This window comes from Rhizobium sp. FKY42, from assembly GCF_005222835.1.
Lineage (GTDB): Bacteria > Pseudomonadota > Alphaproteobacteria > Rhizobiales > Rhizobiaceae > Neorhizobium.
Genome location: NZ_STGA01000073.1, coordinates 64634 through 81869, shown reverse-complemented (window position 1 = coordinate 81869; position 17236 = coordinate 64634). Strand labels below are relative to the sequence as shown.

At 56.5% G+C, this 17236-nt stretch carries 15 protein-coding genes; 4 read left to right on the top strand and 11 right to left on the bottom strand.

From position 1 onward, the window contains the following. Positions 1-7: 7 nt before the first annotated feature. The 4 genes from E8M78_RS22065 to E8M78_RS22050 all read right to left on the bottom strand — a co-directional run bounded on the left by E8M78_RS22065 (position 8) and on the right by E8M78_RS22050 (position 3680). Positions 8-535: a gamma carbonic anhydrase family protein gene (locus tag E8M78_RS22065; protein WP_137137086.1), complete on the bottom strand. Its 528-nt coding sequence runs from the start codon at positions 533-535 to the stop codon at positions 8-10. A gap of 24 nt (positions 536-559) precedes the next feature. Then, positions 560-1255, bottom strand: coding sequence for a fumarylacetoacetate hydrolase family protein (locus tag E8M78_RS22060; RefSeq protein ID WP_137137085.1), 696 nt, complete (start codon positions 1253-1255; stop codon positions 560-562). Positions 1256-1427: 172 nt separating this feature from the next. After that, entirely contained in the window at positions 1428-2456 is a 1029-nt protein-coding gene (gene tdh / locus E8M78_RS22055; RefSeq protein ID WP_137137084.1) for an L-threonine 3-dehydrogenase, read from the bottom strand. A gap of 21 nt (positions 2457-2477) precedes the next feature. Then, positions 2478-3680, bottom strand: a complete 1203-nt coding sequence (locus E8M78_RS22050) for a glycine C-acetyltransferase (protein ID WP_137137083.1) — start codon at positions 3678-3680, stop codon at positions 2478-2480. Positions 3681-3819: 139 nt separating this feature from the next. On the opposite strand from E8M78_RS22050, the gene E8M78_RS22045 reads away from it, so the two are divergent. Continuing rightward, positions 3820-4386 (top strand): XRE family transcriptional regulator, encoded by a 567-nt coding sequence (locus E8M78_RS22045; RefSeq protein WP_205910286.1) that lies wholly within the window; start codon positions 3820-3822, stop codon positions 4384-4386. 129 nt (positions 4387-4515) lie between these two features. On the opposite strand, the gene E8M78_RS22040 is transcribed toward E8M78_RS22045, so the two are convergent. Further along, positions 4516-6300, bottom strand: a complete 1785-nt coding sequence (locus E8M78_RS22040; RefSeq protein ID WP_137137082.1) for a PAS domain-containing methyl-accepting chemotaxis protein — start codon at positions 6298-6300, stop codon at positions 4516-4518. A gap of 382 nt (positions 6301-6682) precedes the next feature. Here E8M78_RS22040 and dusA point away from each other — a divergent pair, with 382 nt between their 5' ends. Continuing rightward, on the top strand, positions 6683-7717 hold the full coding sequence (gene dusA / locus E8M78_RS22035; protein WP_137137081.1) for a tRNA dihydrouridine(20/20a) synthase DusA: 1035 nt from the start codon (positions 6683-6685) through the stop codon (positions 7715-7717). Between the two features lie 5 nt (positions 7718-7722). Here the strand turns inward: dusA and E8M78_RS22030 are convergent, their stop codons facing one another. Then, complete coding sequence (locus E8M78_RS22030; protein ID WP_246658438.1) at positions 7723-7926, bottom strand: hypothetical protein; 204 nt, start codon at positions 7924-7926, stop codon at positions 7723-7725. Positions 7927-8628: 702 nt separating this feature from the next. Between E8M78_RS22030 and E8M78_RS22025 the strand changes: the two genes are divergently transcribed. Beyond that, on the top strand, positions 8629-8919 hold the full coding sequence (locus E8M78_RS22025; protein ID WP_137137079.1) for a hypothetical protein: 291 nt from the start codon (positions 8629-8631) through the stop codon (positions 8917-8919). 189 nt (positions 8920-9108) lie between these two features. Here the strand turns inward: E8M78_RS22025 and E8M78_RS22020 are convergent, their stop codons facing one another. The 4 genes from E8M78_RS22020 to uvrB all read right to left on the bottom strand — a co-directional run bounded on the left by E8M78_RS22020 (position 9109) and on the right by uvrB (position 14398). After that, positions 9109-10158 carry a hypothetical protein gene (locus E8M78_RS22020; protein ID WP_281405092.1) on the bottom strand — a complete coding sequence of 350 codons (1050 nt, stop codon included), beginning with the start codon at positions 10156-10158 and terminating at the stop codon, positions 9109-9111. Between the two features lie 30 nt (positions 10159-10188). Continuing rightward, on the bottom strand, positions 10189-10671 hold the full coding sequence (locus E8M78_RS22015) for an ImmA/IrrE family metallo-endopeptidase (protein ID WP_137137077.1): 483 nt from the start codon (positions 10669-10671) through the stop codon (positions 10189-10191). Further along, positions 10668-11180: a hypothetical protein gene (locus E8M78_RS22010; RefSeq protein WP_137137076.1), complete on the bottom strand. Its 513-nt coding sequence runs from the start codon at positions 11178-11180 to the stop codon at positions 10668-10670. Before E8M78_RS22010 ends, E8M78_RS22015 begins: the two co-directional genes overlap by 4 nt. A 119-nt stretch (positions 11181-11299) precedes the next feature. After that, positions 11300-14398, bottom strand: a complete 3099-nt coding sequence (gene uvrB, locus E8M78_RS22005) for an excinuclease ABC subunit UvrB (protein ID WP_137137075.1) — start codon at positions 14396-14398, stop codon at positions 11300-11302. A gap of 197 nt (positions 14399-14595) precedes the next feature. Here uvrB and E8M78_RS22000 point away from each other — a divergent pair, with 197 nt between their 5' ends. Continuing rightward, on the top strand, positions 14596-15201 hold the full coding sequence (locus tag E8M78_RS22000) for a class I SAM-dependent methyltransferase (protein ID WP_137137074.1): 606 nt from the start codon (positions 14596-14598) through the stop codon (positions 15199-15201). Positions 15202-15214: 13 nt separating this feature from the next. Here E8M78_RS22000 and E8M78_RS21995 read toward each other — a convergent pair whose 3' ends face one another. Beyond that, positions 15215-17221: an EAL domain-containing protein gene (locus tag E8M78_RS21995; RefSeq protein ID WP_137137073.1), complete on the bottom strand. Its 2007-nt coding sequence runs from the start codon at positions 17219-17221 to the stop codon at positions 15215-15217. Positions 17222-17236: the final 15 nt, after the last annotated feature.

The following is a 17236-nucleotide window of genomic DNA, read 5'->3' as shown; positions in this document are numbered from 1 at the left end:
AGGCAGCTCAAATCTGCTTGAGTTCGGTTGCGAAACGCTTCCAGTTCTCACTGTAATTGAGTGCAGATTGTTTGAGCTTCTCAACCGCAGTCTCGTCCAGAGTGCGGATTGCTTTTGCCGGTGAACCGACGATCAGCGAGTTGTCAGGAAATTCCTTGCCTTCGGTCACAAGGGCATTGGCACCAACCAGGCAATTGTTGCCGATCTTCGCTCCGTTCAGAATTGTCGCACCCATGCCGACCAGCGAGTTGTTGCCGATGATGCAGCCGTGGATGATGGCGGAATGCCCAATCGTGCAGTCATCACCAATGGTGGTGGGAAAGCCCCAATCGGTGTGGATGACGGTGTTTTCCTGAATGTTGGTGCGCGCGCCAATGGTGATCCATTCATTATCGCCCCGCAGGACGGCACCGAACCAGATGCCGACATCTTCGGCGAGGTTGACTTTGCCCATGACATGGGCGCCGGGAGCGATCCAGTAACGATCGGATACAGGCAGCTTCGGTTCGAATTCGCCCAGCGCATATATCGACATGACAAACGTCCTCCCAGACTTCGATCAGATTACGGTCAGAGAAAGTTCCGCCACACCTTCCGCGGCACAGGTGATGCGGTCGCCCCTGACGATCGGACCGACGCCTGCAGGGGTTCCTGTCATGATGATATCGCCGGGTGCAAGCGTAAAGAGCTTTGATAGTTCAACGATGATTTCCGGCAGCTTCCAGATCATCTGTGCAATGTCGCCGGTCTGTTTGCGCTCTCCATTCACATCGAGCCAGATCGCACCTGTATGCGGGTGACCAGTCGTTTCGACCGAAACGAGCGCCGACACCGGAGCCGATGCTTCAAATGCCTTTGCCGCTTCCCAGGGGCGGCCCGCCTTCTTGATGGCAGCCTGCAGGTCGCGACGGGTGAAGTCGATTCCCACTCCATAACCCCAGACGCAGTCCAGTGCGTCCGACAGCGCGATATTGTCACCGCCCGCCTTCAGCGCCATGACGAGTTCCACTTCGAAGTGAACATCTTCCGACAGGGACGGATAGGGAAAATGTCCGTCCGTCACGAGGTTTTGCGGGTTCTTCTGGAAGAAGAAGGGTGGCTCACGGGACGGATCGTGGCCCATCTCGATAGCATGGTCCGCATAGTTGCGGCCAACGCAATAAACGCGGCGGACTGGGAAGGTGGCAGAGGAGCCCTTGACCGGTAGCAGTGTCAGCGGCGGTGCCGGAATGACGGTTGTGGTCGCGTTGGTCATGGTCTCTCTCCTCGATGCCTTTTACAGTGCTGTTTTGCTTAGGACATTTTTCAGAGATCTGAAATTGATTCTACATGCATCCATGCAGAATCCTGCGCCGGCGAACTCCGGATGCGGTCGCGAACGCGTTTGACCTTTCGCGACCAATCAGTAAAGAGGAGATGGTTCGCCGTCAGGTCGTCCAGTCCAGAACGATCTTGCCGCTGTTTCCACCCTGCATGATGTCGAAGCCGGTCTTGAACTCGCTCGCAGACATCCGGTGCGTGATGACCTTGCGTACATCCAGCCCGCTTTCCAGCATTGCAAGCATCTTGTGCCAGGTTTCGAACATTTCGCGGCCATAGATGCCCTTGATGGTGAGCATCTTGAAGACGACGTTGGTCCAGTCGACGGGGGCAGGGCGTGCCGGAATGCCCAGCATGGCAATCTTGCCACCCATGACGAGATGATCGACCATCTGCGCGAAGGCGGGCGGAGCGCCGCTCATTTCCAGCCCGATATCAAAGCCTTCCTTCATGCCAAGGCGGGCTTTCACGTCGTGCAGATCTTCCTTGCTCACATCGACCGGAACCACATCCGCCACCTCACCCGCGAGTGCCAGGCGCGTGGGGTTGATATCGGTGATTACCACGTGGCGAGCGCCGACATGGCGGGCAATGGCGGCGGCCATGATGCCGATCGGTCCGGCGCCGGTGATCAGCACATCTTCGCCAACGAGATCGAAGGAGAGGGCGGTGTGGACGGCGTTGCCGAGCGGATCGAGAATCGCACCCAGTTCATCATCCACACTGTCGGGCAACGGCACGACGTTGAAGGCGGGCAGTGCCAGATATTCGGCAAAAGCGCCGGGAATATTGACGCCGATGCCCTTGGTTTCCGGGTCGAGGTGATAACGTCCACCGCGTGCTGCACGGCTTTTCATGCCGATGACATGGCCTTCGCCCGAAACGCGCTGCCCGATCTGGAGGTTGCGGACATTTGCGCCAACCGCGGCAATCTCGCCGGCATATTCATGTCCAACCACCATGGGCACCGGCACTGTTCTCTGTGCCCACTCGTCCCAAGCATAGATGTGGATGTCGGTGCCGCAGATGCCGGTCTTGCGGATCTTGACCAGAACATCGTCAGGTCCAATCTCTGGCACCGGCCGGTCTTCCATCCAGAGGCCTGGCTGAGCTTGTGCTTTCACAAGAGCTTTCACGTTCTATCTCCCCGGATAATGTCAGATCACGCCGAGTGTCTTGCCGGCATCGCTAAAGGCCGCGATGGCGAAATCGATGTCTTCCGTCGTCAGAGCGGCAGACATCTGCGTGCGGATGCGTGCCTTGCCTTTCGGCACCACGGGAAAGAAGAAGCCAGCCACGAAGACGCCCCGTTCATCGAGTGCCCTTGCCATGTCCTGCGCCAGTCGTGCCTCATGCAGCATGACGGGAATGATAGGGGTTTCGCCCTGCAATAGCTCGAAGCCCGCGGCCTGCATCCCTTCGCGAAATCGCTTCGTGTGGGCTGCCAGCGTTGTCCGCCGATCATCGGCCTTCTCTGCAATCTCGATCGCCTTGATGGAACCTGCGGCAACGGCAGGCGCAAGGCTGTTGGAGAAGAGATAGGGCCGGGCCCGCTGACGCAAGAGATCGATGATAGGTTGCGATGCGGCAACATAGCCGCCCATGGCGCCGCCGAGGCTCTTGCCAAGTGTGCCGGTCAGAATATCCACTTTCTGACCAACGCCGGTGAGGGTAGGCGTTCCACGTCCTGCTTCGCCCAGATGGCCGGTGGCATGGCAATCATCCACCATCACAAGCGCGTTGTAGCGTTCTGCAAGCTCGCAGATGGCGGGCAGGTTGGCGATATAGCCATCCATGGAAAACACGCCGTCGGTGACAATCAGCTTGAAACGTGAACCTGCCAGATCCGCCTCTTTCAGGCGATCTTCCAGCTCGTTCATGTCGCCATTGGTAAAGCGAAAGCGCTTGGCCTTGCACAGACGCACGCCATCGATAATCGAGGCGTGGTTGAGGCTATCGGAAATGATCGCGTCCTCGGCTTCGAGCAGCGGCTCGAAGACACCGCCATTGGCATCGAAACAGGCGGCAAACAGGATTGCATCGTCCTTGCCCAGATAGCGGGCGATGGTTTGCTCAAGCTCACGGTGGAGCGTCTGCGTGCCGCAGATGAACCGGACGGACGCCATGCCAAAGCCGAATGCATCCAGCCCCTGCTTTGCCGCAGCAATGATTTCCGGGTGGTCAGCCAGCCCGAGATAGTTGTTGGCGCAGAGATTGACCACGCGACGGTCGCCACCAGCGCCCGAAATGGTGATTGAGCCGCTCTGCGGACTGGTGATGTTGCGTTCGCGCTTGTAGAGGCCGTCCGCTTCAATCTGCGTGAGAACCTGACTGATGTGATCTTCCAGTTTGAGCGACATGGATCCTCCATTCCGTTATGTCGGAAAAATTCACTATATTGGATCGTTCGTCAAGAGTTATCCACGTGCATCGAGGCTTTTGATCGTGAACGAATTCCGTTATAAAGGAATTCTGGTTCAAGATATGCGAGGATTGCCCTTGTCGAAACGAACGCCCAAGATTGGCCCAGCCGTACAGAAGGAGCGCAAGCGAAAGGGGCTGACGCTGGAGCAGCTCGCGCTGCGCTCGGGCGTTTCTAAATCCATGCTCAGCCAGATAGAGCGGGGCGAGGCAAATCCCACCTTCGCCGTCGTCTGGAGCCTCACGCAGGCGCTGGAGATCGATGTCGCCGAACTGATCGGCGGGACATCCTCTCAGCGATCAACCGTGCAAATTGAGATTACCACCGGAACCCTCACGCCGCGCATACAAAGCGCTGACGGGCTTTGTCAGCTCAAGATACTCGGTCCACCGAGACTTGCGGGCCAGACCGAATGGTATGAAGTGGAAATTCAGCCGGGAGGCAGGCTGGAAAGCGATCCGCATACGCTTGGCACCTTTGAGCACTTCACGTCTCTGGATGGCGATTTCCAGGTGCAAAGCGGCGAGGTCAGTGTGGTCATCAAGGCGGGCGAAACCGCACACTACCCAGCTGATGTTGCGCACGCCATCGCCAATGCAGGTACGGAAACAGTGCGCGGACTGCTGGTCGTTCTGTATAAATGACCAATGCAGACTAAAACATTGGCGCCGGTGGTTGGTGCCTGATTGTATGCTTCAGGTCGGGAGGCCGCAAAACGAAAATTCATGGCGCCCACTTTGATGAAGGCGCCATGAACGAGGTTACTCATACACTCAGAATTCTTCCCAGCTATCGTTCTTGAGGGCAGCATTGCCGTGGAACGCAGGACTAGGTCTTGCGCTGGCCTGCCGGGGCGCCGGAGCAATGGGTCGGACGACGGAGCCGCTTGACGGTGCCTGTGCCCGCTGGCCGGGCACGCTCGTTCCAATGTTGAACTGACCAATCAGCTCAAACAAGCGTTCTGATTCCCGTGCAAGGCTGTGAGCGGCGGCAGAGGTCTGTTCCACCATGGCCGCGTTCTGCTGCGTGCCCTGATCCATCGTATTCACAGCAATGTTGATTTCCTTCAGGCCAGTCGACTGCTCGCGCGAGGCCTCGACAATGGCGCCGACATTATCATCGACCTGGACGACCTGGCCGACGATTTCCTGCAATGCCTTGCCAGTATGGCCGACGAGAGAAACGCCGCTCTTGACATGTTCGTTCGACGTGTTGATGAGCGCCTTGATTTCCTTGGCAGCCTTTGCGGAGCGTTGTGCCAGTTCGCGCACTTCCTGTGCCACGACGGCAAAACCTTTGCCGGCTTCCCCGGCCCTTGCTGCCTCGACGCCAGCGTTCAACGCGAGAAGATTGGTCTGGAAGGCAATTTCGTCAATCACGCCGATGATGTTGCCTATCTCGCCCGCGGACTGTTCAATTTTGCCCATAGCCTCGACGGCTTGCCCGACCACCTTGCCGGAATACTCTGCATTCTCCTTTGTCCGCCGCACGAGTTGACCGGCGTCCTGAGCCCGATGACTAGAATCCGCAACCGTTGTGGTGATCTCTTCCAGCGCCGCGGCGGTCTCTTCGACAGATGCGGCTTGCTGTTCGGTACGCTTGGCCAGATCGTTGGAAGCAGTCTGTATCTCCTGAGATGCGGCCGCGATGGCTCCTGCGTTCTGCAGAATGGTTTGCATAGTAAGGCGAAGCTTCGAAGCGGTCGCGTTATAGTCAGACCGCAGACGTTCCAAAGCTTGCAGAAAGGGTTTGTCGATCGTGCGCGTCAGATCACCTTCTGAGAGCGACTGCAGTGCGCCAGCCAGTTGATCGACGTTATTGACACGCTCGGTCACGTCCGTGGCAAACTTCACCACCTTGAAGACCTTGCCATTCATATCGAAGATGGGGTTGTAGGAGGCTTGGATGTAGACCTTCTTTCCGCCCTTTCCAAGCCGCATGAATTCGTCAGCTATGAACTCACCCCCCGCCAGCCTCTTCCAGAACTGCTGGTATTCAGCGCTTTGCGTGTAGCCGGGATCGCAAAACATCGAGTGATGGCGACCGTTCAGCTCGGAGGATTGGTATCCAAGTGTCTTCAGGAAATTCTCGTTGGCTGTCAGTATCTCGCCTGTCGGAGTAAACTCAATAACCGCCTGCGCGCGAGAAATTGCGTCTAGCTTACCGGAATCTTCGGCAACCTTGAGCTTCTGAGCGGTAATATCCGTGGCGAACTTGACCACTTTGTAGGGTTTGCCGCCGCGAAAGACGGGGTTGTAGGAGGCTTCGATCCATATCTCCTGCCCGCTTTTGGTTATCCGCTTGTATTGTCTGCGGTCATATTCTCCTCGTGCAAGTTTCGCCCAGAAGTCGCGGTATTCTTGCGTGTTGACTTCAGCCGGATCAACAAACATCCTGTGATGCTGGCCAACAATTTCACTCAGGTTATAGCCTAGGGTTTTGAGGAAGTTCTCGTTTGCCGTGAGGATTGTGCCATCGAGTTTGAACTCGATGATTGCCTGCGATTTGCCAACTGCTTCAAGGACGGATTTTGCATCCGTGCCATATAGATTGAACATTACCCTTCTCCGTGTTCGCTCGTCCCAAGAAGGTGACTCCGGTCCCCCGACCAAACGTGAGCAATTCCCCCTCAAGTGAGCCAATTCTCGGATAGAGATTTTAATAATGTATGAATTATCGCTGAAATAAGGGTGGCCCGCGTGCTTCTCTCATTTTTTTACGCCAATGGGGTGATCCGGTTACTTCGAATGAGCGTAGAAAAGCCGCTTTATTACAAGTGTATCAGAATTTAATGCAACGTAACGACGAAATGAAACTGATTCTTATCAAATATTCTCTTCTGTTTTGCTGTGACATTGTGTCGGAAATAGCTGGTTCATTCCCTCGTCATCCTGTGGTAGAGGATAGCGCGCCCAAGAGACCTGGAACCAAAATTCTCCCATGTTGAAAGACAAGTATCTGAACCGCGACAGGCTGTTCGCCGTTGCACCGATGATCGACTGGACGGATCGGCACTGCCGTTATCTGCACCGGCAATTGTCGAGCCATGCGGTGTTGTTTACCGAGATGGTGGTCGCGGATGCGATCATTCACGGGCCGCGGGAACGGCTGCTGTCGCACCATGTGGCGGAGCACCCGGTGACGCTGCAACTGGGCGGTTCGGATCCGGCGAAGCTGGCGAAGGCGGTGGAGATTGCGGCGGATTTTGCCTACGACGAGATCAATCTCAATGTCGGCTGTCCGTCCGACCGGGTGCAGAGTGGCACCTTTGGCGCCTGCCTGATGAAGACGCCGGACCTCGTGGCCGATTGCGTGGCGGCGATGAAGGCGGTGACGAGCCTGCCGGTGACGGTGAAATGCCGCATCGGGGTTGACGATCAGGAGCCGGAAGCAGTGCTGCCGGATTTTCTCACCAAGGTGATTGCGGCGGGCAGTGATGCCGTCTGGATCCACGCCCGCAAGGCCTGGCTGCAGGGCCTGAGCCCGAAGGAAAACCGGGAGATCCCGCCGCTGGATTATGATCTCGTTTATGCCATGATGCGTGAAAACCCGAATGTTTTCATTGGCATAAACGGCGGAATTCAGGATTTGAATCAGGCAGGCGAGCATCTTAAACACGTGGATGGCGTGATGCTGGGGCGGGCCGCCTACCAGAATGCCGGACTGCTGACGGGTGTCGATGCGGCAATCTATGGCGAACCGGAGCGGGAGTTCGACTGGCTGGCGCTGCGCGATACCATGATGGCGTATGCGGACGAGGTAATTGCCACCGGTGGGCGTCTGCACCATGTCACGCGGCATATGGTGGGCCTATTCCAGGGCTTTGCAGGAGTCCGACGCTTCCGCCAGATCCTGTCCTCGGAGGCGACGAAGCCGGGTGCTGATCCGGAGCTTCTCGCAACTGCTTTTGCGGCTGTCGATCTCTCCGCTGGACCGAAAGGGTCAACGGCAGAGGGAGAGCGTCTGACCGCTTGAGCCGGTCAGACATCTTCGTGAAATTGTCCGGCAATGCGGCGCTGAACATGATCGGCGCTGCCGCGAACGTAAAGCGAAAGCGGTTTGCCGCTTTGACCTGCCATGGCAAGAGCGATGATCGACACATCGGCTTCATAAACGGTCACGTAGAGCACCTGCGCCGGATTGATGAAAACGGGCTGGTTATGCGTGTTGATGAAGCCGATCATTCTCAGTCCTTCTGCGTATCTGCTGTCTTAGGAAGATGTATCGCAAAACCGGTTGATGCCCGTTTAACGGTCAGCAATTCCTGATCGATGCCCGAACCGGCCAATGGCCCTCGAGAAGCGCTTGATTGCATGCGCAACCACGGAATAAATCCCCCACATCTTGCAATTGCGGATACAACTTTGAGGGCATAGGCTGGCCGCGGAACCGGAAGTAACGGGCCGGTTCCGGGGCGTAGAAACCCCACACACGTTCGGCTGGCATCCGCTAAACGAGATGTCCTCTCAGTCACTGGTTGGTGGCTGAGTGATTGAGCTTGCCCTATAAAGCTCTCCACCTTCTATGGCTGGGGAGGCCCTGACGCATGTTCAAGGTGCTTGCACCCAAAGGTCAGGGCGGTCGTACGTGTGCGATTTTCTAACTCCCCGGCCGCCAGAGGCCACGGCTCCATCAGCCCCCAATCGGAAACGATTGAGGGTTGGATGCAGCCGGTTTGGTGTTTCGCGCTGTCTGATCTGCGATCCGGCAAGGCGAGGCACTCCTGTGCAAACTGGTCTTTGGCGCGCCTTCCCCCGTTTGAAATGATGCGAGTCACATGATGCGGCGTGCGGGTGGGCGGGCTTTTGTTCGCTCACCTTGCTGCCCGTGTTTCGCGCATCTGTTGCCGCACATCAGCGACGCGTAGACCGGGAGGCGTCTGAGCCATGGACAATTACAATCTCGCTGCCGACCTGCTCGCCACCTTCCGCGCCTCGCCGGATGTCATCAAGGCGCTATGGCTGCTCGTGCCGCCCGGCTTCGTGCTGGGCCTGCTGCACCTGGGGCTTCGATGGCGCGAGAGACGCACAAGGCCTTGGTGCGTGGCCGGACGCGGCCCCGATGGCACGAGTCGGATCTGGCCCGCTGACGGGGGACGAGGTGGGGTGATCGAGGACGCTCGAGCCGAGCGGGTGGACGTGGTGACGCTGGCGGTGAGGGAGGTACGGGAGGAGTGAGGGGGGAGAGGGGGGTAATGTCAAACCGAAAACAATCCAATTCGTTAGCAATAGCTAATTCAAAAGATCTATTTGCTCTATGCGTACAACTGCTGATGAGTGAGATTTTGCCGTTGCCTCCAATTCAATGTCTGAATTTTACGCATTGCATTTTACTGTTTATAATGTGCGGTAACTTATTGGCTGAGGTCAAAAATCATCATCCCAAGGATCGTCTGTATCTTTGATTGTCACGCCAAAATTCGCTTGTTGGTGCAAGTGAATATTTATACGTGCCGCCACATTTGAGGGCGCGCTATCAATTGGAAACGCTAGTCCGTGCGCTGTCTGTTGTATGCGCATTTCCCCCCAGACTGAAATTTCCCGGGGCCAATAGGCGCTGGCCATGAGATTGGCAGCAGCATCTGCATAGTCCCAGTTATTTTCCTGATTCTTCTTCCAGCGTCTCGCGATCACCCATTTATCACCAAGTGCATAATCGATTCGCGGCTTAGGTGCAGAAGCTGTCTCATCGCTTCGCGGTTTTGCGCTGCCCCAATCACCATAGATTAGCCGCTCATTGTTAAAACGCTGAGAAACGGCTCTAAACAGATCTCTCGATCCTATGGGAACTTCTTCTACACCGCTGATATGATCAAACAGCTTCGGAAAGCTGGTTGTCGATAATACTATCGGTGCCTTTTCAACGGCTGAAAATATAAACTTGCAACAGTCAGTGAACCATAATTCGTCAAAAAGCGGATTTTCAGACCATCCTCCGCAAACGTGAACGCCGAACTGATCAGCAGCTAATCCCTCTAGTGCAAATCCTAATTCTTCCGTCACATAAGAACGGTATCTGTCAACGCTTACCACTACTCCCTTGCCCAATTTTAATGCGGCATCGATTTGATGACGAAGGCTTTCATAGTTTGCGCCAACGAGAAAAGCACACGGAATGGCTTGTTCTACTGATTTTGCGAAATCCAAGTAATCACGATAATGGTTTTCTCCGCCAGAAATTCGCGCAAAATCACGCTGAGCATCACTTTTTGCCTTATCTGTCGGGTAGTAACGATCAATCCCAAGGATAAAGGTTCGAGATCCGTATGATTTTTCAATTCGTTTTATGCTAGCGAATAGGTTTGAGCTCCCCACCCAAGGAGAAAGCATAATGTAAGGGAAAATTACGTCCTTATCTTTTTCCGGTAATTCTTCTAATGCGCGCATCTCCGACGGCCTAACGCAGAGAGATGGCATATATGTGCATTCGAAGATAGATTTGAGCATTTATATCCCTAGTCTTATCTGCGCAGCCTGAGCGGAGACGCCAAAATGTTTACTTGCATACTCGATAAGTTCGTCTTCTGAGTTCCAGATCATCTTCAGAAGCCTTTCAACTTCTTTGCGTGGCATCAAAAGATCAGCCGCAAATCTGTTTGCCTCATATTCAACAGAGTTAGAAAGCTTTGATCTGTAAAGAGCGTCGTCTGAAAGCCCGTCACCTATCAAATCACGATGGAGCAAAAAGTGCCCGAGTTCATGGGCCAGCGTAAATCGTTGGCGCTCGACCGTTTCGTGACGATTTATCCGGATCGTATACTGGTCTTCGCCAATCTTCTTTATTTCGCCCGAAATACCTGCCGGAAGCGTGGCTCGGAAGACCTGCACGCCCAGTTTTGCTGCGAGGTTACCGAGCTTAACCGGAAGTTCGGCAATCGCCTCATCGATAAGTTCGGCGGTCTTAGTATCGATTTTGTGGTGGATTGTCATAGATCTTCCTCTTTGGGGTCAAGGATCCCGGATGATTCATCTATTCCAATACCTCGAAAGACTGATTCTCGGTACAGCCGTTCAGCTAAGTTGTAAAGATCTCCCCCTGGTTGAGTTTGTAGCTTGTATGTTTTGTTTAGAGTGTCAATCGCTAACTCATGCAGCGACCCACCTGGCTGGAGCGCTGTGCGCGTTTCCTGTTTGGCAATTTCATGCATGTGACCTTTAAGAAGGCCGTCCTGAACCGACTTTTCGATCTCAGCTTTTGAAGTGTTTTCGACACCGTCCTTTATGATGTTGAAGCCAAAGAAAGCGAGGACAGCTACGAATACACCAAAGAATGTGAATATTACTGAAATAGCAGAGAGCAACAAGCTTGAGAATGCATTGACGTCTAGCTGCTTCAAGTTCCCATTTGTTGTAAGAAAAAGGCAAGCAATTACTGCGCCAATCACAACTCCTGAGAGGGCTATGCCAATAGATATTATTAACCAATAAGGACGAGCCATTTACATGCCCAAATAAACTGAAAGATTTAGATTTTTCAGCACGCTTTGATTGCAAATGTCAACTGTTGTTTTTGCCGAAGAATATCACTGGCTCAGTGTGGCTAGGGTGGGACCGAAACTCACCGCCCCGGCCTGCCTGTTTTGCCCTTGGTGCGGCTCTTGCGCTTTTGTTCTGCCGGATCTTCGTAGGAGCCGACGCCGACTTTGCCGCGCACGAGGGGGCGAGGGTCGTCGTTGGAATTTGAACGAGAAACACCCCCCTCTGCCTTGCCGGATTGTTGGGCAGAGCCGCGTGTCTCTGCCCGTCCTTCGGACCCCGCCTCAAGGGGGGAGATCGAATCGTGGTTTCTGTCGTGCCTCGGCTTTTCCGGCAGCTTGCCGGGCAGAGGCTTTTCGGTTCGTCCAACCGTCATTTCGTCCAGAGTGTTCTTGCGGAACAGCGGTTTGGCCGTATCTGTACCCGGCCCCATGTCGTCGAGGGTGGGTTTGGTGAAGTAGGAGGAACCTCCAGTCCTGCCGGATTGAGGGGTAGATGCACCCCCCTCTGCCTTGCCAGGCATCTCCCCCTCAAGGGGGGAGATCGACTCGTGGTTGGCGCTCGATCCACTCTTCTTGCTCTTGCCTGCTGCCTCTTGAGCCTTGGCCTCGTCCTTTGCGATAGGGTCATCCATGCTGGCGAGTTCGACGGCCTTGAGGCGCTTGATTTCGTCGCGCAGGCGGGCGGCCTTTTCGAAATCGAGGTCTGCGGCGGCATCGCGCATGCTCTTTTCCAGCGCGTTGAGGTGAGCCTGCAGATTGTTGCCCACCAGATGCCCGCCATCGGCAAAGCCCTTGCCAGCGGCACCGGAGATATCGGCCCGCACGTGATCGCGCTCGTAGACGCTATCGAGGATATCCGAAATGCGGGCCTTGACCGATTCCGGCGTGATGCCGTGCTCGGTGTTATAGGCCATCTGCTTTTCGCGGCGGCGGCTGGTTTCTTCCATCGCGCGCTTCATGGAGCCTGTCACGTTATCCGCATAGAGGATGACCTTGCCATCCACGTTACGGGCGGCGCGGCCAATCGTCTGGATCAGCGAAGTTTCCGAACGGAGGAAGCCTTCCTTATCCGCATCGAGGATCGCCACAAAGCCGCATTCGGGAATATCCAGACCCTCGCGCAGCAGGTTGATGCCCACCAGCACATCAAAGGCACCGAGGCGCAGATCGCGGATGATCTCGATGCGTTCCAGCGTATCGATATCCGAGTGCATGTAGCGCACGCGTACGCCCTGTTCGTGCAGATATTCGGTGAGATCTTCCGCCATGCGCTTGGTCAGCACCGTAACCAGGGTGCGATAACCTTTGAGCGAGGTTTCCTTGATCTCGCCCAGCACATCATCCACCTGTGTGCGGGCGCTGCGCACCTCGACCGGCGGATCGATGAGGCCTGTCGGACGGATGACCTGTTCGGCAAACACACCGCCTGCGGCTTCCATTTCCCAATTGCCCGGCGTGGCCGACACGGCCACCGTTTGCGGGCGCATGGCATCCCATTCCTCGAAGCGAAGCGGGCGGTTATCCATGCAGGAGGGCAGGCGGAAGCCATATTCCGCCAGCGTTGCCTTGCGGCGGAAGTCGCCGCGATACATGCCGCCGATCTGCGGAATGGTGACGTGGCTTTCGTCGATGAAAATCAGGGCGTTATCCGGAATATACTCGAACAGCGTCGGCGGCGGCTCGCCCGGTCTACGGCCCGTGAGATAGCGCGAATAGTTTTCGATGCCGTTGCAGGAGCCGGTGGCTTCCATCATCTCGATATCGTATCGCGTGCGCTGCTCCAGTCGCTGCGCTTCCAACAGGCGGCCCGCCTTTTCCAGTTCTGCGAGACGGTGCTTCAGCTCATCCTTGATCGACTTGATCGCGCCATTCAACGTGGGGCGCGGCGTGACATAGTGCGAATTGGCGTAGATTTTCACCGACTTCAGGTCGCCGGTCTTTTGGCCCGTCAGCGGATCGAATTCGGTGATGCTATCGATCTCGTCGCCGAACAGCGAGATGCGCCATGCGGCATCTTCCAAGTGGGCGGGGAAGAGCTCGATCGTATCGCCGCGGACCCGGAAGGAGCCGCGCACGAAGTTGATATCCTGCCGCTTGTATTGCTGTGCCACGAGGTCGGCCAGCAACTGCCGCTGGTCGATACGGTCGCCCACCTGCATTTGGAAGGTCATGGCGGTGTAGGTTTCCACCGAGCCGATACCGTAAATGCAGGAGACCGAGGCGACGATGATGCAATCATCACGTTCCAGAATTGCGCGCGTGGCGGCGTGGCGCATGCGGTCGATCTGCTCGTTGATGGAGCTTTCCTTCTCGATATAGGTATCCGAGCGCGGCACATAGGCTTCCGGCTGGTAGTAATCGTAGTAGGAAACGAAATACTCCACCGCGTTATCGGGGAAGAAGTTCTTGAACTCCGAATAAAGCTGCGCCGCCAGCGTCTTGTTCGGCGCGAGGATGACGGCGGGGCGCTGCGTGGCCTCGATGACCTTCGCCATGGTGAAGGTCTTGCCCGAACCGGTAACGCCGAGCAGGACCTGACTGCGCTCGCCATTGTTCAAGCCATCTACCAGATCGGCAATCGCCGTGGGCTGATCGCCCGCCGGCTGGTATTCGGAGGCCATGCGGATGGCGATGCCGCCTTCGGACTTTTCCGGCCGGTGGGGGCGGTGCGGCGTCCACAGCTTGCCATCCTTGAACAGAGGGTTGCCGCTCTCGATCAGCTTCGCCAGCGCATCCACCGTGGCCGTGACGGCTCCGGGGGCGAGCGACTGTGCCTCCTCGAGGCTGACATCCATGCCCGCGACCGGATTGAGGCCCGCCGCCGCGCGCGTTTTCGGATCGGAGGATGCGCCGATGGAGACGCCACGGGAGGTTTTGGACGCGGTGGTGTTTTTGGCGGTCTTCGACTTTTCCGGCTTCGCCTTCGCGGCTTCTTCTTCCTTCGCCTCGCGGATGGCCTGCTCACGCGCGGCAATCTCGATCTTCTTGCGGTGTTTGCCCGCCTTGGAGGCGATTTCGCGCTGCGTCTCGATGGAGGAGGCTTCCGCCTCCGCCTCCAGCTGCTTCACCCAATCCGAGACCGAACCGCTGAGCGGCGCGCCTTCAAACGCAGCCTGCGGCGCTTCCTCGAAACCGGTGTTGGCGTTTTTGGATGAGGTGTTTTTCGGAGCTTTCGACATGCCCGCGAATATGGCGAGAGTCCCGCCAAATTGGAAGGGTAGCGGCGAAACAAATTAGGAACAACGCGGCATGGTTCTCCGCAGCAAGGCTGCAGACATTGATCTTCAGGTGCTTTGCCCTAAGTGCGCGCCGGTAAGTTTATTTGTTGCGAATAACCTGATTATGCACCTCAGACGTCCCGGAGTACCAGTACCTCATGCTTTCCCTTGAAAAGCGCATCGAGCTGAAGAACAGCACGCCGCGCACCATGCTCTCGCTACACCATACCGAAAATTGCCGGCTCTTGCCAGATCGAACGGAATTGCTTCACCGCCTGCCTCCTGGCGGCATCGTTGCTGAAATTGGCGTGGCATTCGGCGACTTCTCGCGAGAGATCATGGAGTTCAACCGGCCCGCCCAGCTTCATCTCGTCGATCCATGGGACTTGACCCGCTATAACGAGGGCTATGAGCGGGTGAGCAGCATGTTCGCAAGTGAAATCAGGAAGCAGCAGGTGCTTCTGCATCTGGGCGGATCAACGGACATGCTGCCGACCTTTGCGGATCATGTCTTTGACTGGGTCTATATCGATACGGACCATTCCTACGCGAACACCTGGAACGAGCTGGTGCTCTGCGATGCCAAGGTGAAGCGCGACGGGCGGATCTGCGGCCATGATTTCTGCACGGGCAATGTCATCAAGCCGGTGGTCTATGGGGTCGTGCAGGCGGTCAACAAGTTCTGCGTCGACTATGGCTGGCAGTTTGAATATCTGACCGTCGAGCCGGACGCACATTTTTCCTACTGTCTGAAACGGCTGTAGAGCGCTGTTTCTTTTAGGCGACGGCTGCTTTGGAAAGGCTGCGTGCGCGTGGATGGCGCAGCCAATCCTCAAGCGCCCGTGCGTTCATCGGACGCGAGAAGAGGTAACCCTGGCCGATCTGGCAGCCGAGCGAGCGAAGGGTTCTCGATTCCTCTTCCGTCTCCACGCCCTCGGCAAGAATGGTCATTGACAGGGCCTCGCCAAGCCGGATCAGGGCCGAGATGATGGCTTGGTTGCGCGGTGAAGCGGCAATGCCGGTGGTGATGCCGCGATCGATCTTGAGGCGATCAACCTTCAGGTCGATGAGACGTGTCAACGAGGAATGTCCGGCGCCGAAATCATCGACCGCCAGTGCAAAGCCGGATCGCTCCAACTGCTTCAACTGCTCTCCAGCGATAACGGTGTCGAGCAGCGCCTCCTCGGTAATTTCGATCTCGAGCAGGCTAGGCTTGATGCCGTGCTGCTTGACCTTGGCATCCAGCATCTCGGATACAGAATAAAGTGCGAATTCGCGCGGCGAAACGTTGATTGCAACGGTCGCTTCGGGCAGGCCGATCTCTGGCAGACGCTTGAGCATGGTGCAAGCCGCATCGGCAATGGCCCCGGTAAGTCGGTCGGATACCTGTATCGAATAGGCTGCCTGCACGATTTCCGGTGGCGCAATGAAACCGAGGGTGGGGTGATGCCAGCGCACGAGCGCCTCAAACCCGAGAATGATGTCCCGTTGCAGACAGACCTGCGGCTGGAACCATGCTTCGATCTTGTGCTGCTCGATTGCCTCCAGGATATCGGCTTCGATCTGCCGCTGCCGCTCCGCTGCGATGCGCAGCTTCGGATCAAACTTGCGCCAGCGTCCGCGCCCCTGCTCTTTGGAGCGGTAGAGCGCCATATCCGCAGATACGAACAATTCGTCCGCCTGCGTCGCGTGATCTGGATAGATCGCCAAGCCAACAGAGGTCCCGACGGAGCAGTTCTGACCGCTGAGGAAGAAAGGTTTGCGAACCTGTCGCAGAATGATGTCTGCGGAGCGGGTCGCTTCCAGAACGGCATCGTTGCCGGTGACGATCACAGCGAATTCGTCGCCGCCAAGCCGCGCAATGAATGTGTTGCCCGGCGGCAGCGAATTGCGCAGGCGCTGGGCGAATTCCGTCAGCAAGCTATCTCCGGCCTTGTGGCCCATCGTATCGTTGACGTGCTTGAAGCGGTCAAGATCGACGACGAGCAATCCGATCTTGCCGTCGGTATCGCGGGCTTCCTGAATCGCGTTTGCCAACGTCGAGTTGAAGGCACTGCGATTGGCAAGTCCAGTCAACGGATCGCAGCTGGCGAGCAGTTCTAGTCGCGCATTTGCCTGCAGCATTTCAGAATGGGCTGCCGTCAACGATGTCGCAAGTGCGGTCGCTTCCAACTTCCTGGTGATGCTTTCGAGAAACGATCTTTCGCTGTTCTGGCAGCTTCTGTGCAGGATGATTGTCAGAGCGACGACGTTCAGGGCAACGATGATGCCGGAAATGCCGCCGGTGGAGACCACCGACACGATGACAGCAAGGTGGATCGGTGTGGAGAAGGCAACGGACACCCAACGATAGCCGACGCCGAGCAGAACGGAGCCGATCGAGATGCCGAGCATCATCAGATACAGGCCCGCATCCAGACTGAAGGCGTTGAAATTGGGAAGAATAAACGGGAGGGAGCCCCAGGCGAACCCCGACGAGCAAGACCCTAGGGTGATCAATGAGAGGCTTGCTTGCGGATTTTTCCGGTTCAGATCGAAGCGTTTGATGTAGCGCGAGATCCCGAACCGAAATAGCAGGGAGAGATAGATCAGGACCAGCCAGTAAATGCCTTCCGACCCTGTATCCTGTCGAAAGAAGATGAGCGCATAAGCCGACGCGGAAATACCCGCATTCGTCAGCACGGTCGACACACTGCGGGCCCACACAGTTTGCGCCTGTAGCTGACGCACATCGGCATTCAGGCTGTCGGACGGCTTCTGTTCGATTGCTGACTTTCGTGGCATCGTCTACACCCGAAT

Bases quoted from the DNA above. Each gene is read 5' to 3' on its own strand.
- E8M78_RS22065 (WP_137137086.1), bottom strand. From the start codon at position 535: ATGTCGATATATGCGCTGGGCGAATTCGAACCGAAGCTGCCTGTATCC.
- E8M78_RS22060 (WP_137137085.1), bottom strand. From the start codon at position 1,255: ATGACCAACGCGACCACAACCGTCATTCCGGCACCGCCGCTGACACTG.
- E8M78_RS22050 (WP_137137083.1), bottom strand. From the start codon at position 3,680: ATGTCGCTCAAACTGGAAGATCACATCAGTCAGGTTCTCACGCAGATT.
- E8M78_RS22040 (WP_137137082.1), bottom strand. From the start codon at position 6,300: ATGTTCAATCTATATGGCACGGATGCAAAATCCGTCCTTGAAGCAGTT.
- dusA (WP_137137081.1), top strand. From the start codon at position 6,683: ATGTTGAAAGACAAGTATCTGAACCGCGACAGGCTGTTCGCCGTTGCA.
- E8M78_RS22030 (WP_246658438.1), bottom strand. From the start codon at position 7,926: ATGATCGGCTTCATCAACACGCATAACCAGCCCGTTTTCATCAATCCG.
- E8M78_RS22025 (WP_137137079.1), top strand. From the start codon at position 8,629: ATGGACAATTACAATCTCGCTGCCGACCTGCTCGCCACCTTCCGCGCC.
- E8M78_RS22020 (WP_281405092.1), bottom strand. From the start codon at position 10,158: ATGCCATCTCTCTGCGTTAGGCCGTCGGAGATGCGCGCATTAGAAGAA.
- E8M78_RS22015 (WP_137137077.1), bottom strand. From the start codon at position 10,671: ATGACAATCCACCACAAAATCGATACTAAGACCGCCGAACTTATCGAT.
- E8M78_RS22010 (WP_137137076.1), bottom strand. From the start codon at position 11,180: ATGGCTCGTCCTTATTGGTTAATAATATCTATTGGCATAGCCCTCTCA.
- uvrB (WP_137137075.1), bottom strand. From the start codon at position 14,398: ATGTCGAAAGCTCCGAAAAACACCTCATCCAAAAACGCCAACACCGGT.
- E8M78_RS22000 (WP_137137074.1), top strand. From the start codon at position 14,596: ATGCTTTCCCTTGAAAAGCGCATCGAGCTGAAGAACAGCACGCCGCGC.
- E8M78_RS21995 (WP_137137073.1), bottom strand. From the start codon at position 17,221: ATGCCACGAAAGTCAGCAATCGAACAGAAGCCGTCCGACAGCCTGAAT.